The sequence below is a fragment of the Microtetraspora sp. NBRC 16547 genome, from assembly GCF_030268965.1.
In the GTDB taxonomy this organism is placed as follows: domain Bacteria; phylum Actinomycetota; class Actinomycetes; order Streptosporangiales; family Streptosporangiaceae; genus Microtetraspora.
Window position 1 is genome coordinate 111,319 of the sequence record NZ_BSSE01000001.1, and the last position, 25,996, is coordinate 137,314.

Genomic DNA, 25,996 nt, shown 5'->3' on the forward strand with positions numbered 1-25,996 from the left:
CGCCCCTTGAGGCGGCTCGTGCCCTCCTCACTCGGGGTCGCTCGTCGGTTACTTCCCCGCCGCGCGCCTCGCATGGTCTGTGGGGCGGTTCGAACCAGGACGTCACGCCTGCGGGGTCAGGCGGTGGGGACGAGGTCGGGGGCGCGTTCGATGTCTCCGGTCTCGCCCGCGCGGGACGCCCGGCGGCCGAACACGACCACGTAGACCAGGAAGAGGACCTCGGCAAGAACGCCGATCCCGATCCGCGCCCAGGTCGGCAGGCCGGACGGCGTGACGCCCGCCTCGATCAGGCCGGAGACCAGCAGCACGACGACGAGGCCGAGGGCGACGCTCATCACCGCGCGCCCTTGCTCGGCGAGCGCCTCGCCCCGCCGCCGCGGACCGGGGTCGATGACCGTCCAGCCGAGCCGCAGGCCGACGCCGGCGGCGAGGAACACCGCGGTCAGCTCCAGGAGGCCGTGCGGGAGGATCAGCCCCCAGAACACGTCCGCCTTGCCGTGCGCCGTCATCAACCCGCCGATGACGCCGACGTTGGCCGAGTTCTGCCACAGGATGTACGGGATCGGCAGCCCGAGGACGACCGCGGAGATGATGACCTGCGCCGACACCCAGGCGTTGTTGACCCACACACGGCCGGCGAACGAGGCGGCCGGGTTCTCGGAGTAGTAGTCGGCGAAGTCGTGCTCGACGAGCTGCTTGACCTCCTCGGGGGTCCCGACGACGGCCTGCAGCGCCGGATCGCGGGCGACCCACACCCCCAAGACGTACGCGACCGCGAGCGAGGCGAGGGCCGCCCCCAGCCACCAGTAGCGGGCGCGGTAGGCCACGACGGGGAACGAGACGGTGAAGAACCGGACGACCTCCCGCCAGGCGGGCGTGTGCGCCCCTGTGACGGCCGAGCGGGCCCGCGCGACCAGCGAGGAGAGCCTGCCCACCAGGATCGCGTCGGTCGAGGCCGAGCGGACGACGGACAGGTGGGTGGCGGCCCGCTGGTACAGCTCGACCAGCTCGTCCACCTCGGCTCCGTCGAGTCGATGGCGCCGCCGCACCAGGTCGTCCAGCCGGTCCCACGCCGGCCGGTGAGCGGCGACGAACGCATCGATGTCCACGGACTGAACTCTATCGAGCGGTAATACCCCAGTAGGGTGCGATATGTGGCCGATGTTGTGACCGGCGAGGCCGTCGTCGTCGAAGTACGGATCGCGCAGCTTCCCACTCGGGGCGTCGCGTTCCTCATCGACTGGCTCGTCCAGTGGATCATCCTCATCGTGATGTACGTCTTGGTGGGGAACGCGTCGTTCGTCACCGACACGGCGATGACGACGGGCCTGCTGATCCTGTTGACGGTGCTCGTGGTGGTGGGCTATCCCGTCGTCTTCGAGACGGTCAGCAGGGGACGCAGCCTCGGCAAGCTGGCGATGGGCCTGCGCGTGGTCGGCGACGACGGCGGGCCCGTGCGGTTCCGGCAGGCGCTGTTCCGCGGCCTCGCGGGGTTCCTGGAGTTCTGGATGTTCTTCGGCGCGCCCGCGCTCATCACCTCGCTGGTCAACCAGCGGGGCAAGCGGCTCGGCGACGTCTTCGCGGGCACGATCGTGATCGGCGAGCGGGCGCCGCGCCAGGAGCCGCCCCCCGAGATGCCGCCGCAGCTCGCGCCGTGGGCGAGCTCCTTGGAGCTGTCACAGCTGTCCGCCGAGCTGGCCGACACGGCCCGGCAATACCTGACGCGCTGGCACCAGCTCACCCCGGATGCGCGATATCAGATGGGCATCCGGATCGCAGGCCAGGTGGCCGCCTGTGTCGCTCCCCCGCCGCCGCCGGGACTACCGCCGCACACCTACCTCGCCGCGGTCCTGGCGGAGCGGCGCCGCCGCGAGGAGCTACGGCTGGCGCAGGCGCGGGCCGCCGCCGCGCCGTACGGCGGCTCGCCGTACGCGAGCGGGTCGTACGCGGGCGCACCATACGCGGGCGCACCATACGCGGGCGCACCATACGCGGGCGCACCAAACGCGAGCGGGTCGTACGCGGGCGCACCAAACGCGAGCGGGTCGTACGCGGGCGCACCAAACGCGAGCGGGTCGTACGGCGGTGCACCGCCGGCACCGCCGGCGCCGCCCGCTCCGACCGCACCACCGGCGAACACACCGATGCCTCCGGCTAGCCGACCGATGTCTCCCGCGAACCCGCCGGCGCCCCCGGCGAACCGACCGATGCCTCCCTCGAATCCCGCCGGACCGACACCGGGTGGATTCGCCCCCCCAAGCTGAGGTGTAGACGCCGCAAAGCAGGGCACAAGAGACGACCTGCAGGCTATGGGGCATACCTGCAAGGGGGCAGGGTGGGGACGGCCGGCGCAGAGGGACAGAGTCAGCCGGCCGTCTCCACCCGACTTCACCCCGACTTCGCGCCCGGGACCTCACATCCTCCGAACCGGGTTCAGGACCCGGCGCGCCAGGAATGGAGGTAGTCCTCCTGCTCCACGGTGAGCTCGTCGATCGCGATCCCCGTCGCCGCGAGCTTGAGCCTGGCCACCTCGGCATCGATGTCGGCGGGGACGTCGTACACGCCGGGCGGCAGCCGTACGGACTCGGTGGCGAGCCAGGCGACGGCGAGTGCCTGGGCGGAGAAGGACATGTCCATGACAGCGGCCGGATGCCCCTCGGCCGCGGTCAGATTGACGAGGCGGCCCTCGGCGAGGAGGAGGAGCCGCCTGCCGTCCGCCAGGACGTACTCATCCACGTTGGGGCGGACCCCGAAATTCACCGACTCCGCCAGACCTTCCAGGGCGCGAACGTCGATCTCGACGTCGAAGTGCCCCGCGTTGGCCAGGATGACGCCGTCCTTCATCACGGCCAGGTGCTCGCCCCGGATGACGTCGCGGTTGCCCGTGACAGTGACGAACACGTCGCCCACCCGTGCGGCCTGCCCCATCGGCAGGACCTCGTAGCCCTGGAGCGCGGCGTCGAGCGCCTTCACCGGGTCGATCTCGGTCACGATCACCCGCGCGCCGAGGCCCTTGGCGCGTTCGGCCACACCGCGACCGCAGAACCCGAACCCCGCGACGACGACGGTGCGACCCGCGAGCAGCGCGTTCGTGGCGCGCATGATGCCGTCGAGCGTGGACTGCCCGGTGCCGTACCTGTTGTCGAACATGCGCTTGGTCCGCGTGTCGTTGACCGCGACCACGGGGAACTTCAGCGCGCCCTCCGCGGCCATCTGGCGCAGCCGGATGATCCCGGTCGTGGTCTCCTCGCAGCCGCCCGCCACCGACAGGTCGGGACGCTCGGTGTGCAGGATGTTGACCAGGTCGCATCCGTCGTCGAGCACGATGTCCGGCGAGATGTCCAGCGCCTGATGGATGTGCCGGTAGTAGGTCTCCATGTCCACGCCGGCCCGGGCGTGCACCGCGATGCCGTACACGCCGAGCGCGGCGGCGACGTCGTCCTGGGTGGACAGCGGGTTCGAGGCGGCCAGCGCGATCTCCGCGCCGCCCGCCCTGAGCGCGCCCATCAGGACGGCCGTCTCCGCCGTCACGTGCAGGCACGCGGCGACCCGCAGGCCGTCCAGGGGCCTCTCGGCGGCGAAGCGCGCGGCGATCGCGGTGAGCACCGGCATCGACCGCCGTGCCCACCCGATCCGCCGCTCGCCCGCCTCGGTCAGTTCCGCCAGATCGCGCGCCGTCATGGTTCCCGCCCGGTGACGCTTTCGGCCGGTGTCCCGGTCAGTAGCGGTAGTGGTCCGGCTTGTACGGACCCTCGACGTCGACGCCGATGTACTCGGCCTGCTTCTTCGTCAGCTTGGTCAGCTTGACGCCGAGAGCGTCGAGGTGGAGCCGGGCCACCTTCTCGTCCAGGTGCTTGGGCAGGACGTAGACGCCGATCGGGTACTCGGCGGTCTTGGTGAACAGCTCGATCTGCGCGATCACCTGGTTGGTGAACGAGTTCGACATCACGAAGGACGGGTGGCCCGTCGCGCAGCCCAGGTTCATCAGGCGGCCCTCGGCGAGCACGATGATCGAGCGACCGTCGGGGAAGACCCACTCGTCGACCTGCGGCTTGATGTTGTTCTTGACGATGCCGGGGATGCGGCCCAGCCCGGCCATGTCGATCTCGTTGTCGAAGTGGCCGATGTTGGACACGATCGCCTGGTGCTTCATCTGCGACATGTGCTCGGCGGTGATGATGCCGAAGTTGCCGGTCGTCGTGACGAAGATGTCCGCGATGCCGACGACGTCCTCCAGCGTGGTCACCTGGAAGCCGTCCATGGCCGCCTGCAGCGCGCAGATCGGGTCGATCTCGGTGACGATCACGCGGGCGCCCTGGCCGCGCAGCGCGTCGGCGCAGCCCTTGCCCACGTCGCCGTAGCCGCAGACCACGGCCACCTTGCCGCCGATCAGCACGTCGGTGGAGCGGTTGAGACCGTCGATGACCGAGTGGCGGCAGCCGTACTTGTTGTCGAACTTCGACTTGGTGACCGAGTCGTTGACGTTGATCGCCGGGAAGAGGAGCTGACCCGACTTGTGCATCTCGTACAGGCGGTGCACGCCGGTGGTGGTCTCCTCGGTGACGCCCTTGATCCCCTCGGCGATCCGGGTCCAGCGCTTGTCGCCGGAGACCGTACGACGGAGCGTGTCGAGGATGATGCCCCACTCCTCGGGGTCGTCCTCAGCGGCGGCCGGCACGGCGCCCGCCTGCTCGAACTCGGCGCCCTTGTGGACCAGGAGCGTGGCGTCGCCGCCGTCGTCGAGGATCATGTTCGGGCCGGAGCCGTCGGGCCACGCGAGCGCCTGCTCGGTGCACCACCAGTACTCCTCCAGGGTCTCGCCCTTCCAGGCGAAGACCGGCACGCCGGACGGGTTGTCGACAGTGCCCTCGGGACCGACGACGACCGCGGCGGCGGCGTGGTCCTGCGTGGAGAAGATGTTGCAGCTCACCCAGCGCACGTCGGCGCCGAGCGCGACCAGCGTCTCGATGAGCACGGCCGTCTGGATCGTCATGTGCAGCGAGCCCATGATCTTCGCGCCCTTGAGCGGCTGGGCGGCGGCGTACTCCCTGCGGGTCGCCATCAGCCCGGGCATCTCGTGCTCAGCGAGTCGGATCTCCTTGCGGCCGAACTCCGCAAGTGAAAGGTCGGCGACCTTGAAGTCCATGTGTGTCCCTCCGTATCAGTCGCCTGCGAGTTTAGGCGTCCCGCGCGGCACGACGCACGCCGAGAGGTGCGAACCTGACACAAGAATGTAAGGTTCACGCCTCCAGGGCTGCCAAAGGGCCGTCGCGGTGTCTACCGTTGCCAAGGGGACGTCGCGCGACGGGGCGTCGCCGGGAGTACTGGGAACGGAGCGGGGAGCCCGATGCGGATCACTGAGGCGGCCAAGCAGCTCGGCATGTCGCCCCGCATGCTGCGGTACAGGGAGGCGCTGGGCCTGCTGCCGCCCGTTCGCGACCGGGGCGCGCACCGCAGGTTCGGCCCCGAGGAACTGGAGGCCGTCGGCCAGGCCATGGAGTTGGAGCGCCGGTTCGACGTCTCCCCCGCCGAGCTGGCCTTCGCCCTCCGCGCGCTGTCCGACCCCTCGGTGGCCCAGGCCGTACGCGAACTGGGCGTGCGGATCGGCCGCATCCAGGCCCCCCGCAGGGCGCTCGACTTCGAGAAGGAGAAGGCCCTGCGGTTGCTCAGGAACCGCTGACGTTCCCGGCACGACTCCCAGTGCCGTGACCGGCAAGGTTTGCCTGGAAGGAGCGGTGTCCAGGGTGGTGCATCGCAAGGCGAAGGAGGAGGTCGTAGCGGAGCCTACGGCCGACATTCCCGGGCCCCGCGGAAAGTCCGAGCTTGCGAGGAGTTTTCGTGGGTGGGGCGACAACGCGGCGAGGTGCCGCCCTGGGCGACGCGACGGGGCAAAGATTGCCGGGAGGGGCACCAGCACCCAGGAAGGTCTGCCCGCGGCACAGGCGGCTCGGAAGGCCCGAGTTCGCTCGAAAGAGTGACGACACCGTGTCCCGACCACCGCGACAATTCCTGCCATGGATCTCACCGCGAAGTTCGACCAGGCCGAGCGCAAGGTGGCGGGCCTCGATCTCAGAAGGATCATCGAGTCGCCCTTCCTGGACATCGCCGTCGGCGTCGGCCTCTTCCTCCTCGCGCTGGACCAGCTCGGGGCGTTCGACGGCTACCTCAGCCTCCTCGGGACGCTCTCCGCCGGGCTCGCCACCCTGCCACAGATCTTCCGCCGCCGGATGCCCCTCGTGGTCGTGGGCCTGACCGCTCTCGGCGCGCTCGGTCTGCTGCTCTCTGTAGGTGGCAACCTCTTCGGCCTGAGTCACCCGGTCTACGCGTCGGGGCTGCTGTCCGCCTACACGATCTTCCGCCACGTGAGCCGAGGGGCCTCCTGGCTCCTCTGCGGTGTCACGATCTGCGGTGTCGCGATCGTCCCCGTCCTCCTCGGCGTCTGGTCCCGCTTCCCCTTCGCGATGCCTTTCGTCCTGACCACGGCTGCCGCACTGGCCGCCGCGGCGTTCCTCGCCGACGTACGGCGCAGCCGGACCGAGATACGGCAGGTCCGGGCAGACAACGTGGAGGCACTTCGCGAGCAGGCCGCCATGGGCGAGCGGGCCAGGATCGCCCGCGAGATGCACGACGTCGTGGCCCACTCGATCTCGTTGATCGCGGTACGGGCCGAGGCCGCGCCGTACACCCTCAAGGACCTGCCCGACCCGGTCAAGGCCGAGTTCGCCGAGATCGCCACGGCGGCGCGAGAGACGCTGGGCGAGATGCGCAGGCTGCTCGGCGTGCTGCGGGCCGACAGCGGCGCGGAGACCGCTCTCGATCCACAACCGGGGCTGGAGCGGGTGCGCGAGCTCATCGAACGGCACGGCGGCGAGGTGGACCTCGACATCGTCGGCGAGGAGCGGCCGCTGCCGCAGGCGGTGGACGTCTCGGCCTACCGGATCATCCAGGAGTGCCTCGCCAACGCCCGCACCCACGCTCCGGGCTCCCGGGTCTCCATCGAGCTGGCCTACCAGCCGAACCTGCTGGCCATCAGGGTGGCCGACAACGGTCCCGGCCCGGCACAGGCGGGGTCGCCGAACGATCCGGCGCAAGGCGACGTGGGCGGGCACGGCCTGATCGGGATGCGGGAGCGCGCCCTCGCACTCGACGGCTGGTTCAGCGCCGAGCCGGGGCCGAACGGCGGCTTCATCGTCCGGGCGGGACTGCCGACGGAATGACCGACCACCTGACCGACCACCCGACCGACCACCCGACCAGCCCCGCGACCACGGTCATCGTCGCCGACGACCAGCCCGTGGTACGGCGCGCGTTCGCCGCGATACTCGACGCCCAGCCGGACATCACCGTGGCCGGAACCGCCGCCGACGGAGCGGAGGCGGTGCGACTGGCCCGCGAGACACGGCCGGACGTCGCGCTGGTGGACATCCGGATGCCGGGAATGGACGGCATCGAGGCGGTCCGGCGCATGGTCGCCGACCTCCCCACCCGGCCCATCATGATCACTACGTTCGATCTTGACGACTACGTCTACGACGCGCTCGCGGCGGGGGCCAGCGGGTTCCTGCTCAAGGACGTCACGGCCGCCTCCCTCGTGGAGGCGGTCCGGGTCGTCGCCCGGGGGGAGGCCCTGCTGGCGCCCAAGGTGACCCGGCGGCTGATCGCCGAGTTCGCGCGGCAGCGCCGCAGGCCCGCCAGATCGGAGAGTACGCCGCTGACACCACGGGAGTCGGACGTGCTGTCGCTGATCGCTCGCGGCATGTCGAACGCCGAGATCGCCGCCCGGCTCGTGGTGTCAGAACACACCGTGAAGACCCATGTGGCCCGCCTGCTGGCGAAGCTGGGACTCCGCGACCGCACCCAGGCGGTCGTCTACGCGTATGAGACGGGCCTGGTCCAGGCCGGATCACGCGACTCCCCGGCGTGAACGGTCGACCCAGGTCACCGGAGCACCTCAGGAGCGGCAGAGGCCGGGTCGGCTCACTGGAGCACCGCGGGAGCCGCAGAGGCCGGGTCAGCTCACCGGAGCGCCCTTGGAGCGGTAGAGGTCAGGCTCCAGGTAGATGACCCGGGCCATCGGCACCGCCTCGCGGATGCGCCGCTCGGCCTCGTCGATCCCCTGGGCGACCTGCGCCGCCGTGTCGTCGTGCGCGACGGCGATCTTCGCCGCGACCAGGAGCTCCTCGGGGCCGAGGTGCAGCGTCCGCATGTGGATGACCCTGGTGACCTCCGGGGCGCCCTCGAGCGCCGCGCAGATCTGCTCCTCGACCTCGGGGGCCGCGCTCTCGCCGATCAGCAGCGACTTGGTCTCCAGCGCCAGGACGACCGCGATGGTGGCCAGCAGGACGCCGATCATCAGCGTGCCGACGCCGTCCCAGACGCCGTTCCCGGTGACCACGGCCATCGCCACGCCGAACAGCGCGAAGACCAGACCGAGGAGCGCGCCGAGGTCCTCCAGGAGGACGACGGGCAGCTCGGGCGCCTTCGCCCTGCGGACGAACGAGAACCACGAGTGGTCACCCTTGAGGTGGCGCGACTCCTTGATGGCCGTACGGAACGAGAACCCCTCGGCGATGATCGCGAAGACGAGCACCGCGAAGGCCCACTGGGGCGACTCCACCGGATGCGGGTCGGAGATCTTGTGCCAGCCCTCGTATAGAGAGAACAGGGCGCCGACGGTGAACAGCACGACCGCGACGACGAAGGCGTAGAAATAACGCTCGCGCCCGAACCCGAACGGATGCGTCCGCGTCCGGGCCCGCTCCGCCCGCTTGCCGCCGATCAGCAGCAACGCCTGGTTGCCCGAGTCGGCCACCGAGTGGACCGACTCGGCGAGCATGGAGGACGATCCCGTGAACACGAACGCCACGAACTTCGACACCGCGATCGCCAGGTTGGCGCTCAACGCCGCGACGATCGCCTTGGTACCGCCACCCGCGCTCACAGAAGTCTCCTCACGAATCGACCAGAACGGATCCTATTGGGAGATCCTGGCCCGAAGTTCAGTGATGGCCGACATGGGCGCGGGATCGAGACCATAGCCCAGAGCCAGATAGACGCTGGCGAAATCACCCAGGCAGATCAGCGTGGCCAGCCGCTCGAACGGGTGGTCCCCCTCGGACGCGACCTCCGAGACCGGGACGCCACGGTCCTGCGCGAGCCGTACGGCGGCCTGGCGGCGCTCGGCCACCTGCGGGTGCTCGTCGGTGTCGCGCAGCACGAACAGCCGGAGCCGCGCCTGCGGCCCGGACGACTCGTCGTCCGCGAAATCGTGGAAGATGTCCCGAACGGCGAGGGGACCGTCGAAAACGCCCGCCTGGTTGTGGGCGGCCTCCGGAAGTTCTCCCCAGACGGCGGGATATCCGGCGTGCTCGGCGAGCCGTCCCGCCAGCCGGTGCGCCGCCACGGCCGCGAGCGGTGAGGAACCCCAGATCACCGGGATGCCGTCCGCGAGCTCCATGGCGAGCGTCTTGCCGGGGTTGATGAACGAGTCGCTCGCCGGCCGGCACCGATGCGCGATGTCCTCCAGGCGCGCCGCGGCGGCCTCGAAGACCGGCTCGCCCACATCGGCCAGGCCGAACGCGGACGCGGCGACGAGCAGCGGCACCGCGAGGCCCCACATCGTCGCACGCGGCTGGCCCGCCACGGTCGAGATCGGCACGAAAGGCGCTCCGGCCTGCGCCGCGAGGGCGCTGAGCGGCGTGTCCGGCGGGCCCGCCGCGAGCAGCGTGCATCCGCGGCGCACCGCCTCGGCCCCCACCGCCAGGGCCTCGTCGCCCCGCCCGGTGAACGACACCACCATGACCAGGTCGGCCGCGCCGACCCAGCCGGGAAGCCGGTAGCCGCGGACGGTCAGGACCGGCACGGGCGTGCCCGGCCCGCAGACCGCGTCGAGCACGTCTCCCGCGATCCCGGCGGCGCCCACGCCCGCCACCACCAGCGCCCGCGGCCTGCCCTGGCCGGCCACCGCGGCCGCGCCCGCCTCCACGGCGGCGCGGTACGCGGTGCGCACCTGAGCGGCGGCGGACGCCACGGTCCGCAACATGCCCGACGGGTCGCCGTCGGACAGGTATGCCTGGTCGTCGAGCCTGCTCGGGTCGAACCGCGATGTGGGCGATCCGCCGGGCCGGCTCACGCCTCCTCCTCGCCCTGCGGCTCGGAGTGGCGTTCGCGAATGGCACCGTGCCTGTCGGTGCGCTCGCTCCGGTCGCTCACGCCTTGCGCGCCTCGTCCACGAGCAGGACCGGGATGTCGTCCCGGACGGGGTACACCAGCCCACACGACTCGGACGTGCAGGCCAGCTCGTCGGCGTCCGTGGACGCGCGCAGCGGGGACTTGCAGGCCGGGCAGGCAAGGACGTCCAGCAGCCAGTCGTCGATCTTCAAATCTGTGTCAACTCCTTAGGGCGGCGAGGGCCTCGTCCCGCACGGCCGCCATCTTCTGCTCGTCGGCCGCCTCGGCGTTCAGGCGCAGCAGCGGCTCGGTGTTGGACGGGCGCAGGTTGAACCACCAGTCCCGGCCGCTCACCGTGAGGCCGTCCAACTCGTCGAAGGTAACACCCTCGCGACCCGCGAAAGCCCCCCGCACCGTCTCCAGGGCGGCCGCCTGGTCCGCGACCGTGCTGTTGATCTCGCCGGACGCGGCGTAACGGGAGTATCGCTCCAGGACCTCCGACAGCGGCCGGTCCTGGCCGCCGAGCGCGGCGAGCACGTGCAGCGCGGCGAGCATGCCCGAGTCGGCGAACCAGAAGTCGCGGAAGTAGTAGTGCGCGGAGTGCTCCCCGCCGAAGACCGCGCCCGTGCGGGCCATCTCCGCCTTGATGAACGAGTGACCGACGCGGGTGCGGACCGGGACGCCGCCGTGCTCGCGCACGATCTCCGGAACGCCCTTGGAGGTGATCAGGTTGTGGATGATCGTGGCGCCCGGGTGCCTGGCCAGCTCCCGTACGGCGACGAGCGCGGTGATCGTGGACGGGGAGACGGACTCGCCCCGCTCGTCGATCACCCAGCACCGGTCGGCGTCGCCGTCGAACGCGATGCCGATGTCGGCGTCCTGCTCGACGACGGCCTTCTGCAGGTCGACCAGGTTGGCCGGCTCGATCGGGTTGGCCTCGTGGTTGGGGAAGCTCCCGTCGAGCTCGAAGTAGAGCGGGGTCAGGTCGATGGGCAGGCCGTGGAACACCTCGGGGACCGTGTAGCCCCCCATGCCGTTGCCCGCGTCGACCACCACCTTGAGCGGCCGGATGCCGGAGAGGTCCACGAGCGTCTTGAGGTGGGCGGCGTATCCGGCGAGCAGATCCCGCCCGGTGACGGTGCCCGCCCCGGGCGATCCGCCGGTCCTCGCCTCCAGCAGCTCGGCGGCGCGGTCGCGGATCTCGGTGAGGCCGGTCTCGCTCCCGATCGGCACCGCGCCGGCGCGGCACATCTTCATGCCGTTGTATTCGGCCGGGTTGTGGCTGGCGGTGAACATCACACCGGGCAGGCCGAGGCTGCCGCTGGCGTAGTAGAGCATGTCCGTCGAGCCGAGGCCCGCGTTCACCACGTCGGCCCCGCGCGAGATCGCGCCGCGCGCGAAGGCGGCGGCCAGCGGGACCGACGACTCCCGCATGTCGTACGCGATCACCAGGGACCGCGCCCCCGTCACCTCGGCGAAGGCCGCCCCGACCGCCTCAGCGGTCCGCTCGTCGAGCTCCTGCGGCACGACGCCGCGGACGTCGTACGCCTTGAAGATCCTGGTGAGGTCGCCCACCGCAGCCCCCCGCTCGTTTCGTATGCCGGGCCCGAGCCTACAAGGCGCCGCCGACAGGACGCGTGTGATCCACTGCCGGCCGCGCCACCGTCACCGCTCGCGATTGGGCTGCGCGGACTTGAGGACTCGGAGGTGGCCGCGACGGCCGACCTCGACGGCCTGGCCGATGGGTTCGCCCGCGGCGGGCGCGGGACGGGCGGCCTCGCGAACCGCGTTGGCGAGCGCCTCGAGATCGTCCCCGCTCGGGGAGCCGGGCTCGGACGGGAGCCGCACGACCTCCCACCCCCGGGGGGCGGTGAGCCGTTCCGCGTGCTCGGCGCACAGGTCGTAGCAGTGCGGCTCGACGTACGTCGCGAGAGGGCCGAGAACCGCGGTCGAGTCGGCGTAGACATACGTGAGTGTGAAGACGGCAGGCTGCCTGCAGGCGGTACGGGAACAGCTGCGGACGGGGCTCACGGAGGGACCGTATCCGGTCCGCGTTCACATTGCCACCACCCCGCCACTCTTAACGAGCGTGTCGCCACAATCCGGACACCGCCTCGCCCTCCCTACGGCTCGCTCCCGCTCCTTTAAGCTGGCCGCGTGAGCGAGCGAAGCGGAGATTCCCGGCGGCGGGTGCGGCGGCGCGACCGGCACGGTCGCGGGATGCGCGGTCCACTGGCGCCGTCGCATGTCCCGATCGCGAAGTCGCGCGGCGAACGCTTCGACGATCTGGTCCTCGACGCGGTGGACCGGCTCAAGCCTCGATGGGGCAGGCAGCTCGCGACGGTGGAGTTCGCGGTGGAGGAGGTGCCGCTGCCGAACGAGCTGATCGACGGCCCGGCGCGGCTCGACACCGACCCGATCCCCTTCGGCAGGGCGGAGTCGGCGGCGGGCTCGGATCCCGCGGTCGTGGTCGTCTACCGCCGCCCCCTGGAGGCCAGGGCGCGCGACCGTGACCAGCTGGGCGCGATGGTGAGCGACGTCGTGGTGGAGCAGGTCGCCAGCCTGCTCGGCCTCACTCCGGAGACGATCGACCCCGGCTACGACGACCGGCACTGACCGGCACTGACCGGCGGACCCTGACCGGCGGACCCCGACCGGCTCCGGGCTACTGGCTACGGGCTACGGCAGGACGACGCCGGGCCATTCCACGGTGGCCGGCACGATCGCCCACGTCCTGGCCAGCGCGAGTGGCTGCGCGGTGAGCAGCACGCCCTGGCCGGTCTCCTCGCTCAGCACGCGCGCGCCGTACACCGGACCGGATCCGGGGGCCGGAACGATGTGGACGGCGAAGCCGGAACCCGCGCCGGGAGGCGGGGTGAGCTTGATCTCCTTGCTCCGGGCCGCGGGCAGCGTCACCTCGACCGGCGCGGTCGGGGCGCCGTGCTGGGGCAGGAGCTGGATCCGCACCGTCGCCGCGGTGAAGGGCGCGGACAGCACCAGGCGGGACTCCTGCTTGCCGCCTCCCCTCCCGGGTCTCTTGCCGGGACCGCCGTCGGCCACCACGCTGCCGAGGTCGATCGGCGCCGCGCCCGCGGTGAAGGCCACGTCCTGCATGGACCCCGTCCCCGTCATCTTCATGCCGGCGACGATGGGCTCGTCCGAGGTCAGGACCAGGGCGCCGGGCTGCCCACCGACGCCGGTGGTCAGGTCGAGCGTGGTCGTGGAACCGGCGGGAACCTCCACGGACTCCTTGTTCTTCAGCGCGTAGGAGCCGTCCTTCAGCACCGCCTTCACCTGCACGACCGTGTCCCGCTCGCCAGGTGCGGCGACGTACAGCTCGCGCTGGCCGGCGAGTCCCGGGATGCCGGGCACCACCACCCGGGTGGACGGCGGCGCGGCGATGGGGAGCCAGTCCACTCCCTTGCCCTCGCCCAGGGACTCCCTGATCGCGGCGGCCACCCGGCCGCCGCTGGTCGTCACCTGCACGGCCATCACCAGGGGCGACGGCGCCAGGTCCCGCAGCTTGACCTCGCGGTACTCGCCGGGTTTGACGACCAGCCCGTTGCCGCGGTCGGAGAGCACCGGCCCCTCGCCCGCGTAGATCATGACGGCGACGTCAGCCGGGGCCGCGTCGGAGTTGGCGAGGTGGAGGGTGACGTCGGCGGCGGCGGGTCCCGGGCCGATGAACCAGGCCTCCGCGCCGGGCTCGACGCAGCGCACGCCGGACAGCCCGCGCTGGGCGCCCGATGTGACCTGGGTGGTCTGCGCCGCCTCCAGGCCCGCCGCCATCGCGCCCATCCCGTCGACTGTGACCGGGCGGGTGCGCACCGGCACGTTCTGCCGCCACAGCGCGCCCACCTTGTCGAGCGTGGCCAGCGGCTTGCCGCCCTTCATCGGGGCGACCGTGGCGGCCCCGCCGTCGTTCCCGCTCGGCGTGCCCTGCCCGCCCAGGGGTGTGACCGCGGTCATGCGGCCGCCGCCGGGGTCGGGGCAGACCATGGACACGGACTCCACCGCGACCTTGACCTGCTGGGCCGCTTTCTCCGGGACGGGCGCGGGACGGCTGACGAAGGCCACGCCGTACAGCGCCCCGAGGGCGACCAGCACCAGGGCGAGCAGCCCGAAGCGGTTCTCGATCAGGCCCTTCATGCCGGCACCTGCTCCTCGGGGTTCCTCGAACGCCTCCGGGAGGGCCGGGTCGGCTCCGGGGCGTCGCCGTAGTCTTCCACCTGCTCGGCCGTACGAGCGCCGGGCGAGGCCAGGACCAGCACGAGCGCGACGAGCGCCGCCTGCACCCACAGCCAGGTGCGGTGCAAGGTCTCGCCACCCGAACCGGGCGGGGGCACCGTGACGGTCCCCGCCACCCGCCACAGCCCGCCGGTCGGCGAGAGACTCACCCGTTCCAGTGCTGGTTCGGAGTCCAGCGCGCGCTGCAACGCCGTATCGACGGGCCCGGGCACGGTGACGAACTGGATGCCCTGGGCGGCCAGGGTCTGGACGTCGGCGCCGCCCCTGCCGGAGGCCAGCCCCGCCACGGCGGTGCCGACGCGGGCGGTTTCCGCCGCCGGGGAGCGCAGGTCGGACTCGCCGATGTACAGGGCGCGCCCGGGCAGGATCGTGTACGCGAGGCGGCCGCCCTCGGGGCGCAGAAGCAGCGTGCGCTCGCCGTTCGGCGACCAGGCCGCGGCGAGCGGCGGCACGGGGTCGGGCAGGTCGCCGCGCAGCGGGCCGCCCGCGCCATTGAGAATCCACAGCCCGGCGGCCGCCAGCGGCGTGGCGAACGCGACGACGACGATCAGCAGGGCGCCCATCCTGCGCAACCCGCCCGCCGCGCGGAACTCGGCGATCCGGTGCGCCGTGAGCGCGGTGGCGACGAGCAGGCCGGTGGCGGCGAACGCGAGCGGGACGCCGGGCCATTCGCCCAGCCGGCCCACCACGATCGCGAGCAGAACGCCGAAGAGCGTGACACCCCAGCCGATCGCGACGATCGTCTGGTGGCGGCGCAGCAGCAGCGCGCCGAGCGCGACGGCGACCAGCCCGGCGGTGACCCAGACAGGCGGCGTGCCCGGGCCGCCGGGGTTGAGCATGAGCAGCGCCTCGGCGCCCAGCCGCGGGTCGGCCAGCGCGGGGTCGGCCAGCCCTGCTTCGAGCAGGATGCGGCGCGGCTCCCGCACGATCTCGGCCAGCCAGGGGAACAGCAGGACGATCGGCGTGCCGAGGCCGATTCCCAGGGACAGTCCGACCCCCCGCCGGACACCGGCGAACGACACGGCGGCGAGCCCGCCCAGGATGGCGACCACGACGTAGACGAGAGGAGCGAAGGCCGTTCCGACGGCGAGGAGCAGGCCGAACCCCCACGCGGCGCGGCGGGACCCGGCGACGACCCGGGTGGCGAGGGCCGCGTAGACCGGGATCAGCACGAGGATCACCGCGGTGCCCACGCGGCCGCTCGCGACCACGCCGGTCGCCACCGGCAGCAGGGCGTACGTCGCCGCCAGCCACACCCGGGCCGGGGTGTAGGAGATCATCCGCCTCGTCGCGACGTACGCCGAGAGCCCGGCGAGCGGCACGCATCCCAGCAGCAGGACGGACACGGCCAGCCAGGTCTTGCCGAGGAAGATCGTGGACAGCGCCGCGAGGACCGCCACGTACGGCGGGGCCCAGGTGTCCGAGCCGAGGCCGGCGGAGTGGTGGTTCTCGATGTAGAGCCGCCACAGGTCGGAGGCGCCGCCGGTGACCGGCACGAGTGCGCCTCCTCCGAGCAGCCCGCCCGCGAAAAGCGACCACTCGGCGGCCACGGTGATGCCGGCGAGCAGGAGGAAGAGCAGCACTCCGGGGCTGGAGGACATCCGCTGGAACAGCCCGGAGTCGGTGAGCAGCTCGTCGCCCTCCTCCTCCGAAGAGGTGTCCATGGCGTGGTGCCGCCCGGCGGAGTCGACCGGCCCCTCACCCGCCAGGTAGCGCTGGATCATGTCGGCCAGCCGCCGCCAGGTGGCTCCGGAGGGGGTGAGCAGCCGCGCGACGGCGGCGTACCCCTGCTTCCTGCCCTTCTTGCGCGCCCTGCGCGCCTGGACGAGCCGCCCGGGATGGCCGAGGACCGAGCCGAGCGCGGCGATCTCGTCCAGGGCGTTCGCCGGTTGCTTGGCCAGGACGAACAGGACCGTGCGGAGCAGCGAGCCGGTGATGTTGCGGAACACGGAGCGGACCAGCGCCCAGAAGGGCAGGTTCGCCATGATCACAAGCAGCGCGTTGCGCCGGTCGATCCGGCGGGGGTGGTCGTCGCTGACGGCGATGCGCCTGCGGCGCCGGGACGCCGCCTCGGCGTGCCAGGCGACGGCGGCGGTCACGTTGAGCACGCGGTGCCCGGCGACCCTGGCCCGCCAGCACAGATCGAGGTCGTCGCGGAACAGCGGGAACCGCGGGTCGAGCCCGGCGAGCTCCTCCCACACGTCGCGGCGGATCAGCATGCCCGCGGTCGAGACGGAGAGGACGTCCAGCACACCGTGGACGCCGTCGTGCTGGCCCTGGTCGTACTCGCGGGGCTCCAGACCGGTGTCCCTGCGCCCGGAGCGGCCGACGGTGACGCCGATCTCCAGCAGGACGCGCCGGTCGAGCCAGTCGCGGAGCTTCGGGCCGAGGATCGCGGCCTTGGGGTTCTCGTCGGCGGCGCGCAGCAGGGCGTGCAGCGCGTGCGCGTCCGGCGCGCAGTCGTCGTGGAGCAGCCACAGCCACTCCTGCCCGCCGGAGGCCCGCGGGAGCCGCCGCACGACCTCGTGCACCGCCTCGCCGAATCCGGTGGACCTCGGCAGGCTCAGCACACTGCTCGGTCCGAACGCCTCGGTGAGGAGCCGGCCGCTGCCGTCGCGGCTGCCGTTGTCGACGCCCGCGACGCGGTCGAGTGGCCGGGATTGGCGGAGCACCGCGTCAAGCGTCTCCTTGAGCCAGCGGGCGCCGTCGTGAGCGACGACGATCGCGGTGACGGAGTGCACGTGGATGAATCCTCGGGGGTTGTCCCACCATCTCAGCAAGTGTCACGAGATCGTGGGGAATATCGGCTTAACGCGCGACAACCCTACGGCACCCCCGGCTCACCCGATCACGGGAGAGCCGAATCGGTCGGCGCGGTTGGCGGGGTCACGCGTCGACCGCGTGACCCCGCCATCTCACACCGCCTGGCGCTTGATCCTGCGCCGTTCCCGCTCTGACAGCCCACCCCAGATGCCGAACCGCTCGTCGTGTTCGAGCGCATACTCAAGGCACTCCGCTCTCACCTCGCACGAGCGGCACACCTTCTTGGCCTCTCGGGTCGAGCCACCCTTCTCCGGAAAGAACGCCTCCGGGTCGGTCTGAGCGCACAGCGCACGCTCTTGCCACCCAAGATCCTCACCGTCGAGCGCCTGTGCCATGACCAGTTCGGCCATTGCACACCTCCCTGTCGCTCGCCAGCCCACAATGGAGCCCCCCATGGAACGCCTTCCTGGTTACCCAGTTATTGGAAGGCGTAACAACATGTCTGTAATTACACGCGCGTGGCGCGTGTGGCGTCAAGCGGCATACCGATACCCGGGGAAAGACCAGCTTTCCCCGGTTTCGCGACCCTTGTGTTCAGCCGTGTCAGCGTTGGGAACCGTACCAAGGGGCCTGCGGATCAGCTCCGTGACCTGCCTGTTCTGTGCTCACACCTTCCTCAAGCTTTGCCTGGGACCGCTCGGGGGCATAGATCGCAGTCGGGTCGATGGTGTCCTCGCGACGCAACGGCCCGCTGAGCGGGTCCCCCTGATAGAGGCTCGCGTCGAAGCGCATGGTCTGGTCGCTCGGAGCGGAGTACCGGGAGGAATCGGGCGTCTGGTCGCTCGGAGCGGAGTACCGGGAGGAATCGGGCGTCTGGGCGTGGCCGAGCGGGTTGTCGTAGTACTCGGGGTAGTCCTGGGGCGCGGTCTGGGATCCGGCGTAGTCCGCCGGCTGCGCGTGCTGCTGGTAGTTCTGCGCCTGCTGGTAGGCGGCGGCGAGTTGCTGCTCGCGGGGGTCCACGGCCTGCTCGTACGGCCGGGACGGGTCGAACCCCTGGGCGGGCTGCTCGAACGAGGACGCCTGCTCGGCCGCCTGGTTGTGGCCGAACTGCCCGCCGGAGTAGCCGGAGAACGACGCCGGGCCCTGCTGGCCGTACGGCTCGGCCTGCTGGCCGTACTGCTCCTGCTGGTGCCCGAACGGCTGGGCCTGCTCGGCGGCCGGGTAGGCGGACTGGCCGAAGCTCTGATCGGTATAGCCCTGGTTGGCGTAGCCGGGGGCCTCGATCTGGGGGACCGGCGGGAACGAGGAGTTGTCCTGCTGGGCACCGAAGGCGCCGTAGCCGGCGGCCTCGCCCTGCTGGCCGGCGTAGCCGTGCTGGTCGAACATCGGGCCCTGCGGAGGCTGCGGGTACCCGCCCGTCGCCTGTGGGAACGCCTGCGGGACGGGCTGCACCGGGGGCTGCGGCGCCTGCTGCACCGGCTGGACCGCCTGGACCGGCGGCGCGGGCTGCACCGGCGGCTGGGACGGCGCGTGCTGCGGCTGCGCGGGCTGCTGGCCTCCCGGGGAGGGCTGCTGGGAGGGCTGCTGCTGGCCGTACGGCACGACGGCGGCGGGCTGCTGCGGCTCGGCGTATCCCTGGGGTTCGGAGCCGTAGCCCTGGGACTCAGGGGCGTGGCCCTGGGAGCCGAAGTGACCGACGGGCTGCGGCTCCTGCGGGGGGTAGCCATGGTTCGCCGGCTGCGGGGCCGGTGCGTACCCGTCCTGGAAGCCCTGAGCGGGCGAGGCGGACGAGGCGGCGTAGGGCTGCGACTGACCGTACGCGGGCTCGTTCTGGGCCTGACCGAAAGTGGGGTCACCCTGAGCCTGACCGAAGGCGGGCTCGTTCTGGGCCTGGCCGAAAGCCTGCTCACCCTGAGCCTGACCGAACGCGGGGTCGCCCTGACCGGCGACGTAGGCCTGTTCGACCTGCGTCGGCGCGTAGGAGGGCGCCCCCGACGCGCCCTGAACCGGCTGCATCAGCTGCGCCTGCTGAGGGTTGTATCCGGCGAAACCCTCGTCCGGGAAGCCGAAGAACCGCTCCTCGGAGCGGGCCGCCCCTCTGCGCGGCACGTCGGCGCCGATGGAGCTCCGGGCGAAGAGCATGCCGACGGCGGCGAGCGCGACCTGGGGCAGCGCCAGGATCAGGTACTCGATCTTGTCACCGAACGACCCGCCGGCGAAGAACCCGCCGATCGTGGCGACCAGGCCGAGCAGGGCGGCCAGGCCGAGCAGGGCCATGGTGCCGAGGTTGACCAGCCGGGCCCGCGCGGTGGGGTCGCCCGCCCGGGTCACCAGCAGCACCGCGGCCGCGGCCAGCGCCGTGTTCAGGGGGCTCACGAACGCCGACAGATAAGCCATGGCCCGCATCGTGAACGACGCCGAGCCGAAGAAGAGGTGGACGACGCCGAAGAGGACGTTGGTGGCGACCACCGCCAGCATGATCCACGCGGCAGGCTCGCGCAGCCGTCCGGAATCTACCTTGAGCACCACTACCCCCAACGCCTTCCAAAAGACACTCGGGGAAGTTTGGCACAAGAGCGACTTTAGTGTCGGTAGACCCAAGAACCTCAGACAACTGCAACTGTTTCTTAGCTCACATTCTGCCCCATAAGAGGCGTGTGCCGCCCGCCTGCCACCTGGTGCGAGACTGGCGGCATGCGCATCGTTTGCCTCGCCGGCGGGATCGGCGGCGCCCGTTTCCTGCGCGGCCTCAAGGCGGCCTGTGCCGCCTCGGAAGAGCCCGCCGAGATCACCGTCATCGGCAACACCGGGGACGACATCACCCTGTTCGGCCTGCGTGTCTGCCCCGATCTCGACACCGTGATGTACACCCTCGGCGGCGGCATCAACGAGGAGCAGGGCTGGGGCCGCACCGACGAGACCTTCACCGTCAAGGCCGAGCTGGCCGCCTACGGCATGGAGCCCCAGTGGTTCGGTCTCGGTGACCGCGACTTCGCCACGCACATCGTGCGTACCCAGATGCTGGCCGCGGGCTACCCGCTGTCCCAGGTCACCGAGGGGCTCTGCGCGCGCTGGCAGCCCGGCGTCCGCCTGCTGCCCATGACCGACGACCGGGTCGAGACCCACGTCGTCGTCGAGGACGAGCAGGGCAGGCGCGCCATCCACTTCCAGGAGTGGTGGGTGCGGCTGCGCGCCTCGATCCCGGCCCACCAGATCGCCCTCGTGGGCGCGGACGAGGCGAGCCCGGCGCCCGGCGTGCTCGACGCCATCCGCGAGGCCGACTTCGTGATCCTGCCGCCGTCCAACCCCGTGGTGAGCATCGGCACGATCCTCCAGATCCCCGGCATCAGGTCCGCCCTCTGCGAGAAGACCGTCGTCGGCGTCTCCCCCATCATCGGCGGCGCGCCGGTGCGCGGCATGGCCGACGCCTGCCTGGCCGCCATCGGCGTCGAGACGAGCGCCCAGGCCGTTCTGGAGCTGTACGGCTCCGACCTCGTCGACGGCTGGCTCGTGGCCGAGGAGGACAAGGCCGTCTCCCTTTACGGAGTGACCGTCGAGGCCCGCCGCCTCCTCATGGACTCCCCCGAGGCGACCCAAGACATCGCCGCCGGGGCGGTCGCGCTCGCCCGCGGCCTCGCCTCGTGACCGCGCGAGAGGATGGACCGTTGACCCCGACCGAGCCCCCTGCCGAGCCCACCACCGTGCCGCCTGCCGTGCCCACCACGGTGCTTCCCGCTGTGCCGCCTGCCGTGGCCCGGATCACCATCACCGGCGTGCCCGGCCTGCCCGAGATCCGGCCGGGCGACGACATCGCCGCCCTGGTGGCGGACGCCGTACCCGACCTGGCCGACGGCGACATCCTCGTGGTGACCTCGAAGATCGTGAGCAAGGCGGAGGGCCGGGTCCGGCGCGGCGACAGCCGTACCGACGCGATCGCGGAGGAGACCGCGCGGGTGGTCGCGCGGCGCGGCGACACGGTCATCGCCCAGACCCGGCACGGCTTCGTGATGGCCGCCGCCGGGGTGGACGCGTCGAACACCGAGCTCGGCACGGTCCTGCTGCTGCCCGAGGACTCCGACGCCTCCGCGCGGCGGATCAGGAAGGGCGTGCGGGCCCGGTCCGGCGCCGACGTGGGCGTGATCGTCTCCGACACCTTCGGGCGCCCCTGGCGCCACGGGCTGACGGATGTGGCGATCGGCGCGGCGGGGGTGCGGCCCCTGGACGACTTCCGCGGCGCGACCGACGCGTACGGTAACCCGCTGCGGGCGACGGTGACCGCGCTGATCGACGAGATCGCGGCGGCGGCCGAGTTGGCCAAGGGCAAGCTCGCCGGGGTGCCGGTCGCGGTCGTACGCGGGCTCGGCGACCTCGTCACCAGCGAGGACGGCCCCGGCGCGCGCGTCCTCGTCCGGCCCGCCGACGAGGACATGTTCCGGTACGGCTCAGCCGACGTCGTCTTCGCCCGCCGGACGATCCGCGAGTTCTCCGGCGCTCCCGTGGACCCGGCGGCGGTACGGCGGGCGGTGGCAGCGGCCGTGGCCGCCCCGGCGCCGCACCACACGACACCGTGGCGGTTCGTCCTCCTGGAAACCGCGGAGGCGCGTACGGCGCTGGTCGACGCGATGCGGGACGCCTGGATCGCGGACCTGCGCGGCGACGGCTTCTCCGAGGAGTCCATCGCCAAGCGGATCAGGCGCGGGGACGTGCTGCGTAATGCCCCCTACCTGGCCGTTCCGTGCCTCGTGATGGACGGCTCGCACACCTACCGCGACGACAGGAGGAACGCCGCCGAGCGCGAGATGTTCGTCGTCGCGACCGGCGCGGGCGTGCAGAACTTCCTGGTCCAACTCGCGGTGGAGGGCCTGGGCTCCGCATGGGTGTCGTCCACGATGTTCTGCCGTGACACGGTGCGGGACGTGCTCGGCCTCCCGGAGAGCTGGGACCCGATGGGCGCGGTCGCGATCGGCCACGCCGCCGCGCCGCCCAGGGACCGGCCGCCAAGGGACGCCGCGGACTTCGTCGTCACCCGCTGAGCCGCCCGCCGCCATGGAACCGCAATCACGCTCACGCGATGGGCAGGGTCCTCCTGACGCTCCGGCAGACGCCGTCGCTGCGCTCCGCCGCAGCGAGCCGCTCGGAGCCGGGCTCGCCGTACGACGTGGTGCGCTGGCGCAGCGGGCGGCCCGTGGGCGCCACCATCGCGGCGATCTCGCTGATGGTCTTGTAGGAGCCGTTCTCCGAGCCGGCCATCCGGCTGATGGTCTCCTCCATCAGCGTGCCGCCGAGGTCGTTCACGCCTCCGTCGAGCACGGCGCGGCAGAGGTCGTCGCGGAGCTTGACCCATGAGCACTGGATGTTGGGGATCGCACCGTGCAGCATGATCCGGGCCAGGGCGTGCACGGCGCGGTTCTCGCGCGCGGTCGGCCCGGGACGTGCCACCCCCGCGAGGTAGATCGGGGCGCTGTGGTGCACGAACGGCAGCAGCACGAACTCCCGGAACCCGCCCGTCTCCTCCTGGATGCTCCGGATGAGCCGGATGTGCCGGACCCAGTGCTCATGCGTGTCGACGTGGCCGTACATCATGGTCGAGGTCGTCGGGATGCCCACCTTGTGCGCGGTGGTGATCACCTCGATCCACTCCTTCGCCGGGAGCTTGCCCTTGGTCAGCACCCAGCGGACGTCGTCGTCGAGGATCTCGGCGGCCGTGCCCGGCAGCGAGTCGACCCCCGCGTCCTTGGCCGCGTGCAGCCATTCCGCTATGGACAGGTTTGTACGGCTGGCGCCGTTGATGACCTCCATCGGCGAGAAGGCGTGCACATGGATGTCCGGGCAGCGTTCCTTGACCGCGCGGGCGATGTCGAAGTAGGCCGTGCCCGGCAGGTCGGGGTGGATGCCGCCCTGCATGCAGACCTCGGTGGCGCCCGCGTCCCACGCCTCCGCGGCCCGGTCGGCCACCTCGGAGAGCGACAGCGTGAAGGCGTCGGCGTCGGTGCGGCGCTGCGCGAACGCGCAGAACCGGCACCCGGTGTAGCAGACGTTGGTGAAGTTGATGTTCCGGTTGACGACGTAGGTGACGTCGTCGCCCACCGCCTCACGGCGCAGCCCGTCCGCGATCCGGGCCAGCTCGTCGAGGCCCGCGTCGTCCGCGCCCGCGCCGTTCTGGTCCCCGGCCAGGCCGAGCAGGGCCAGCGCCTGCTCGTCGGTCAACCCCGCGGGGTCGCTCTCCGCGACACGCAGCGCCTCCCGGACCGTCGCGGCCAGGCCGCCGCCGCCGTTCGCGGGGCGGGGCAGCCGCTCGCGGAGGGCGTCCCAGTCGCCGTAGACGCTGTCGAAGTCGGCCCGCCGATCGGCGGTCCGCCCCTCGGAGTCGATCGCGATGTGCAGGTCGGCGCGGCCCGTGCTCCGCGGCGCGCCGGAGGCTCCCGCGTCTGCCTGAGCGTGGGCCTGGAAGCCGCCGTCGGGCTCCTGCCACGGCCGTCCCTCCGGCACGACGCCCTCGCGGGCCAGGCCGGTACGGGGATCGGCCAGGGCGGCGACGTGCTCGCGCAGCCGGGGGTCGAGCCACGGCTCCCCGGCAAGCACATATTCCGGATATATCGTCAGGCGTTCCCGGAGCTCGAACCCGGCGGCGGCCGTACGCGCGGCGAGGTCGTCGATCTGCGGCCACGGGCGCTCGGGGTTCACATGGTCGGGGGTGAGCGGCGAGACGCCGCCCCAGTCGTCGATGCCCGCGCGGATCATCAGCGTGAACTCGGCGTCGACCAGGTTCGGCGGCGCCTGGATCCGGACCTTCGGCCCGAGCACGAGCCTGGCCACGGCGATCATCGCGGCGAGCTCCTGAAGGTCGGCGTCCGGCATGCCGCGCATCGCAGTGTCCGGCTTGGCGCGGAAGTTCTGGACGATCACCTCCTGGATGCCGCCGTACTCCCGTGCCACGCGGCGGATCGCGAAGATCGCCTCGGCGCGGTCCTGGACGGTCTCCCCGATGCCGATCAGGATGCCGGTGGTGAACGGCACGCTCGTGCGCCCGGCGTCCTCCAGGACGCGCAGCCGTACGGCGGGGTCCTTGTCGGGCGAGCCGTAGTGCGCCTGGCCCTTCTCGGTGAAGAGCCGCTCGGACGTGGTCTCCAGCATCATGCCCATCGACGGCGCGACCGGCTTGAGCCGCTGGAGGTCGCGCCATGTCATCACGCCCGGGTTGAGGTGCGGCAGCAGGCCGGTCTCCTCCAGCACCCGTACGGCCATGGCCCGGACGTACGACAGGGTGTCGTCGTAGCCGTGGGCGTCCAGCCACTCGCGAGCCTGGTGCCAGCGGTCCTCGGGGCGGTCGCCCAGCGTGAACAGGGCCTCCTTGCAGCCCATCGCGGCCCCCTGGCGGGCGATCTCCAGCACCTCGTCCGGCGGCAGGAAGGGGCTGTCGAGCTTGTGCGGCGCGGTCGCGAACGTGCAGTAGCCGCAACGGTCCCGGCACAGCCGCGTCAGCGGGATGAAGACCTTCCTGCTGTAGGTGACGATCCCCGACCGGCCCACCGCCGCCAGCCCGGCGTCCCTGACCCGCGAGGCGTGGTCGAGCAAGGTTTCCAGGTGCTCGCCTCGGGCGTGCAGCAGGACGGCGGCCTCCGTGACGTCGAGGGCCTTGCCGTCACGGGCCCGAGCCAGTGCGCGCCGCAGCGCGGCGTCTGTGGGGTTCGCGCTCATGGGCTGCACATTACGTCGCGATGGAAAACCCGCCCTCGCCGGGGCCAGGCAGATCGTGCGGTCAGCGCGGTCAGAACGACCGGTAGTCGCGAACGGGCATCCGCGGTCCGCGCGACGGCGGCCTGCGGCCGCTGAGCGCGATCAGCCACGTCACCCGGTGACGCTGGCCCCGGAACGGCTCCAGGAGCTCCAGCATGGCGGCGTCATCCACCTTCTGCCCGGTCAGCGCGTAGCCCACCAGGCCCGACAGGTGGAAGTCCCCCACGCTCGGCGCGTCGGGATCCCCGTGGGAGCGCTGGCGGACCTCCGCCGACGTCCAGACCCCGATCCCCGGCAATGCCCGCAGCAGGCGATCCGCCTCGGCGAATCCCCCCGCCGGCGAAGTCACGGTCGCTTCCAGCTTCGCGGCGTGCGAGCCGGCATTGATGATCGTCCGCGCGCGTACGGCCTCCGCCCCGGCCCGGTGCCACTCCCAGGACGGGATCCGGCACCACACCTCGGGCGGCGGGATGACGATCATGCCCTCGGGCGCGGGTCCGGGGGCGGCCTCGCCGTACTTGCGCAGCAGCCAGCGCCAGGCGCGCCACGCCTCCCTGCCGACGACCTTCTGCTCCAGCACGGCGGGGACCAGCGCCTCGAAGACGCGCAGCGTCCGGCCGACCCGCAGGCCGGGATGCCGGGAGGCCAGCTCCCCGACGAGGGCGACGGTACGCGCTGTGCGCGCGTCGCCTGACGCGGCCGCCCGCGCCAGCGTGTCCGCGAAGGCGGAGACGTCGTCATCCGCTCCAAGCAGCGAGGGCAGCGTGTCCAGCAGCCATTCCGCACCCGGTCCCCACGCCTGTCCGAGCACCTCTCCCGCCGCGGCGGTGATCCGCAGCGTGCCGGGGCCGTCCGGAGTGCGCGAGGTCCGCCAGATCGCGCCGTCGGGGGTGCGGCGCCAAATGGGGTCCCCTCCCCCGTGCCGATGCGGTGACAGGGTCAGGGCGACGTCAAGGGACGCCACGGGCCGCCACCGGCGCTCCCGCGTGCTCGTCGCCGCACCCGTCACCCGGCCTGTCACCTTGCCCGTCACTTGGCCCGTCACTTGGCCCGTCACTTGGCCCGTCACTTGGCCCGT

21 protein-coding genes are annotated in these 25,996 nt (G+C 72.0%); 7 read left to right on the forward strand and 14 right to left on the reverse strand.

Annotation, left to right across the window (positions count from 1 at the left end; all coding sequences use genetic code 11):
• Positions 1 to 116 precede the first annotated feature (116 nt).
• Positions 117 to 1,109, reverse strand: coding sequence for a stage II sporulation protein M (locus QSK17_RS00470; RefSeq protein ID WP_285702317.1), 993 nt, complete (start codon positions 1,107 to 1,109; stop codon positions 117 to 119).
• A 45-nt stretch (positions 1,110 to 1,154) separates the two neighbouring features.
• Between QSK17_RS00470 and QSK17_RS00475 the strand changes: the two genes are divergently transcribed.
• Positions 1,155 to 2,264, forward strand: coding sequence for an RDD family protein (locus QSK17_RS00475; protein WP_285702318.1), 1,110 nt, complete (start codon positions 1,155 to 1,157; stop codon positions 2,262 to 2,264).
• Positions 2,265 to 2,433: 169 nt separating this feature from the next.
• Here the strand turns inward: QSK17_RS00475 and QSK17_RS00480 are convergent, their stop codons facing one another.
• Together QSK17_RS00480 and ahcY are read right to left on the reverse strand one after the other, a co-directional pair.
• Positions 2,434 to 3,681, reverse strand: a complete 1,248-nt coding sequence (locus tag QSK17_RS00480; protein WP_285702319.1) for an adenosylhomocysteinase — start codon at positions 3,679 to 3,681, stop codon at positions 2,434 to 2,436.
• A gap of 37 nt (positions 3,682 to 3,718) precedes the next feature.
• On the reverse strand, positions 3,719 to 5,146 hold the full coding sequence (ahcY, locus tag QSK17_RS00485) for an adenosylhomocysteinase (protein ID WP_285702320.1): 1,428 nt from the start codon (positions 5,144 to 5,146) through the stop codon (positions 3,719 to 3,721).
• Positions 5,147 to 5,347: 201 nt separating this feature from the next.
• Between ahcY and QSK17_RS00490 the strand changes: the two genes are divergently transcribed.
• From QSK17_RS00490 to QSK17_RS00500, 3 genes are all read left to right on the forward strand, one after another.
• Positions 5,348 to 5,680: a MerR family transcriptional regulator gene (locus QSK17_RS00490; RefSeq protein WP_285702321.1), complete on the forward strand. Its 333-nt coding sequence runs from the start codon at positions 5,348 to 5,350 to the stop codon at positions 5,678 to 5,680.
• A 334-nt stretch (positions 5,681 to 6,014) separates the two neighbouring features.
• On the forward strand, positions 6,015 to 7,217 hold the full coding sequence (locus QSK17_RS00495; protein WP_285702322.1) for a sensor histidine kinase: 1,203 nt from the start codon (positions 6,015 to 6,017) through the stop codon (positions 7,215 to 7,217).
• Positions 7,214 to 7,924 (forward strand): response regulator, encoded by a 711-nt coding sequence (locus QSK17_RS00500; RefSeq protein ID WP_285702323.1) that lies wholly within the window; start codon positions 7,214 to 7,216, stop codon positions 7,922 to 7,924. The genes QSK17_RS00495 and QSK17_RS00500 overlap by 4 nt, the downstream gene beginning before the upstream one ends.
• A gap of 87 nt (positions 7,925 to 8,011) precedes the next feature.
• Here QSK17_RS00500 and QSK17_RS00505 read toward each other — a convergent pair whose 3' ends face one another.
• The 5 genes from QSK17_RS00505 to QSK17_RS00525 all read right to left on the reverse strand — a co-directional run bounded on the left by QSK17_RS00505 (position 8,012) and on the right by QSK17_RS00525 (position 12,201).
• Positions 8,012 to 8,941 carry a cation diffusion facilitator family transporter gene (locus QSK17_RS00505; protein ID WP_285702324.1) on the reverse strand — a complete coding sequence of 310 codons (930 nt, stop codon included), beginning with the start codon at positions 8,939 to 8,941 and terminating at the stop codon, positions 8,012 to 8,014.
• 33 nt (positions 8,942 to 8,974) lie between these two features.
• Positions 8,975 to 10,132 (reverse strand): SIS domain-containing protein, encoded by a 1,158-nt coding sequence (locus tag QSK17_RS00510; RefSeq protein ID WP_285702325.1) that lies wholly within the window; start codon positions 10,130 to 10,132, stop codon positions 8,975 to 8,977.
• Between the two features lie 76 nt (positions 10,133 to 10,208).
• The gene (locus QSK17_RS00515) at positions 10,209 to 10,382 is read right to left on the reverse strand and encodes a Trm112 family protein (protein WP_082776566.1); all 174 of its coding nucleotides are present in this window, start codon (positions 10,380 to 10,382) and stop codon (positions 10,209 to 10,211) included.
• A 7-nt stretch (positions 10,383 to 10,389) separates the two neighbouring features.
• Positions 10,390 to 11,745, reverse strand: coding sequence for a phosphomannomutase/phosphoglucomutase (locus tag QSK17_RS00520; protein ID WP_285702326.1), 1,356 nt, complete (start codon positions 11,743 to 11,745; stop codon positions 10,390 to 10,392).
• 90 nt (positions 11,746 to 11,835) lie between these two features.
• Entirely contained in the window at positions 11,836 to 12,201 is a 366-nt protein-coding gene (locus QSK17_RS00525) for a DUF3499 domain-containing protein (protein ID WP_285702327.1), read from the reverse strand.
• A gap of 126 nt (positions 12,202 to 12,327) precedes the next feature.
• Here QSK17_RS00525 and QSK17_RS00530 point away from each other — a divergent pair, with 126 nt between their 5' ends.
• The gene (locus tag QSK17_RS00530) at positions 12,328 to 12,786 is read left to right on the forward strand and encodes a metallopeptidase family protein (RefSeq protein WP_285702328.1); all 459 of its coding nucleotides are present in this window, start codon (positions 12,328 to 12,330) and stop codon (positions 12,784 to 12,786) included.
• 63 nt (positions 12,787 to 12,849) lie between these two features.
• On the opposite strand, the gene QSK17_RS00535 is transcribed toward QSK17_RS00530, so the two are convergent.
• The 4 genes from QSK17_RS00535 to QSK17_RS00550 form a co-directional block, all read right to left on the reverse strand.
• On the reverse strand, positions 12,850 to 14,319 hold the full coding sequence (locus QSK17_RS00535) for a DUF5719 family protein (RefSeq protein WP_285702329.1): 1,470 nt from the start codon (positions 14,317 to 14,319) through the stop codon (positions 12,850 to 12,852).
• Positions 14,316 to 17,159 carry a glycosyltransferase gene (locus tag QSK17_RS00540; RefSeq protein WP_285702330.1) on the reverse strand — a complete coding sequence of 948 codons (2,844 nt, stop codon included), beginning with the start codon at positions 17,157 to 17,159 and terminating at the stop codon, positions 14,316 to 14,318. Before QSK17_RS00540 ends, QSK17_RS00535 begins: the two co-directional genes overlap by 4 nt.
• A gap of 174 nt (positions 17,160 to 17,333) precedes the next feature.
• Positions 17,334 to 17,591, reverse strand: coding sequence for a WhiB family transcriptional regulator (locus tag QSK17_RS00545; protein ID WP_285702331.1), 258 nt, complete (start codon positions 17,589 to 17,591; stop codon positions 17,334 to 17,336).
• Between the two features lie 193 nt (positions 17,592 to 17,784).
• Positions 17,785 to 19,707: a hypothetical protein gene (locus tag QSK17_RS00550; protein ID WP_285702332.1), complete on the reverse strand. Its 1,923-nt coding sequence runs from the start codon at positions 19,705 to 19,707 to the stop codon at positions 17,785 to 17,787.
• 168 nt (positions 19,708 to 19,875) lie between these two features.
• Between QSK17_RS00550 and cofD the strand changes: the two genes are divergently transcribed.
• Together cofD and QSK17_RS00560 are read left to right on the forward strand one after the other, a co-directional pair.
• Positions 19,876 to 20,826, forward strand: a complete 951-nt coding sequence (gene cofD / locus QSK17_RS00555) for a 2-phospho-L-lactate transferase (RefSeq protein ID WP_285702333.1) — start codon at positions 19,876 to 19,878, stop codon at positions 20,824 to 20,826.
• Between the two features lie 104 nt (positions 20,827 to 20,930).
• Complete coding sequence (locus QSK17_RS00560) at positions 20,931 to 22,214, forward strand: coenzyme F420-0:L-glutamate ligase (RefSeq protein ID WP_285702728.1); 1,284 nt, start codon at positions 20,931 to 20,933, stop codon at positions 22,212 to 22,214.
• A 31-nt stretch (positions 22,215 to 22,245) separates the two neighbouring features.
• Here the strand turns inward: QSK17_RS00560 and QSK17_RS00565 are convergent, their stop codons facing one another.
• Together QSK17_RS00565 and QSK17_RS00570 are read right to left on the reverse strand one after the other, a co-directional pair.
• Complete coding sequence (locus tag QSK17_RS00565; RefSeq protein WP_285702334.1) at positions 22,246 to 24,879, reverse strand: bifunctional FO biosynthesis protein CofGH; 2,634 nt, start codon at positions 24,877 to 24,879, stop codon at positions 22,246 to 22,248.
• 70 nt (positions 24,880 to 24,949) lie between these two features.
• Positions 24,950 to 25,963, reverse strand: a complete 1,014-nt coding sequence (locus tag QSK17_RS00570) for a DNA-3-methyladenine glycosylase family protein (protein ID WP_285702335.1) — start codon at positions 25,961 to 25,963, stop codon at positions 24,950 to 24,952.
• Positions 25,964 to 25,996 lie beyond the last annotated feature (33 nt).

What these genes read in the sequence shown, in the direction of transcription:
- QSK17_RS00480 (WP_285702319.1), bottom strand. Translation starts at nt 3,681, where the DNA reads ATGACGGCGCGCGATCTGGCGGAACTGACCGAGGCGGGCGAGCGGCGG.
- ahcY (WP_285702320.1), bottom strand. Translation starts at nt 5,146, where the DNA reads ATGGACTTCAAGGTCGCCGACCTTTCACTTGCGGAGTTCGGCCGCAAG.
- QSK17_RS00490 (WP_285702321.1), top strand. Translation starts at nt 5,348, where the DNA reads ATGCGGATCACTGAGGCGGCCAAGCAGCTCGGCATGTCGCCCCGCATG.
- QSK17_RS00495 (WP_285702322.1), top strand. Translation starts at nt 6,015, where the DNA reads ATGGATCTCACCGCGAAGTTCGACCAGGCCGAGCGCAAGGTGGCGGGC.
- QSK17_RS00500 (WP_285702323.1), top strand. Translation starts at nt 7,214, where the DNA reads ATGACCGACCACCTGACCGACCACCCGACCGACCACCCGACCAGCCCC.
- QSK17_RS00535 (WP_285702329.1), bottom strand. Translation starts at nt 14,319, where the DNA reads ATGAAGGGCCTGATCGAGAACCGCTTCGGGCTGCTCGCCCTGGTGCTG.
- QSK17_RS00545 (WP_285702331.1), bottom strand. Translation starts at nt 17,591, where the DNA reads ATGGCCGAACTGGTCATGGCACAGGCGCTCGACGGTGAGGATCTTGGG.
- cofD (WP_285702333.1), top strand. Translation starts at nt 19,876, where the DNA reads ATGCGCATCGTTTGCCTCGCCGGCGGGATCGGCGGCGCCCGTTTCCTG.
- QSK17_RS00565 (WP_285702334.1), bottom strand. Translation starts at nt 24,879, where the DNA reads ATGAGCGCGAACCCCACAGACGCCGCGCTGCGGCGCGCACTGGCTCGG.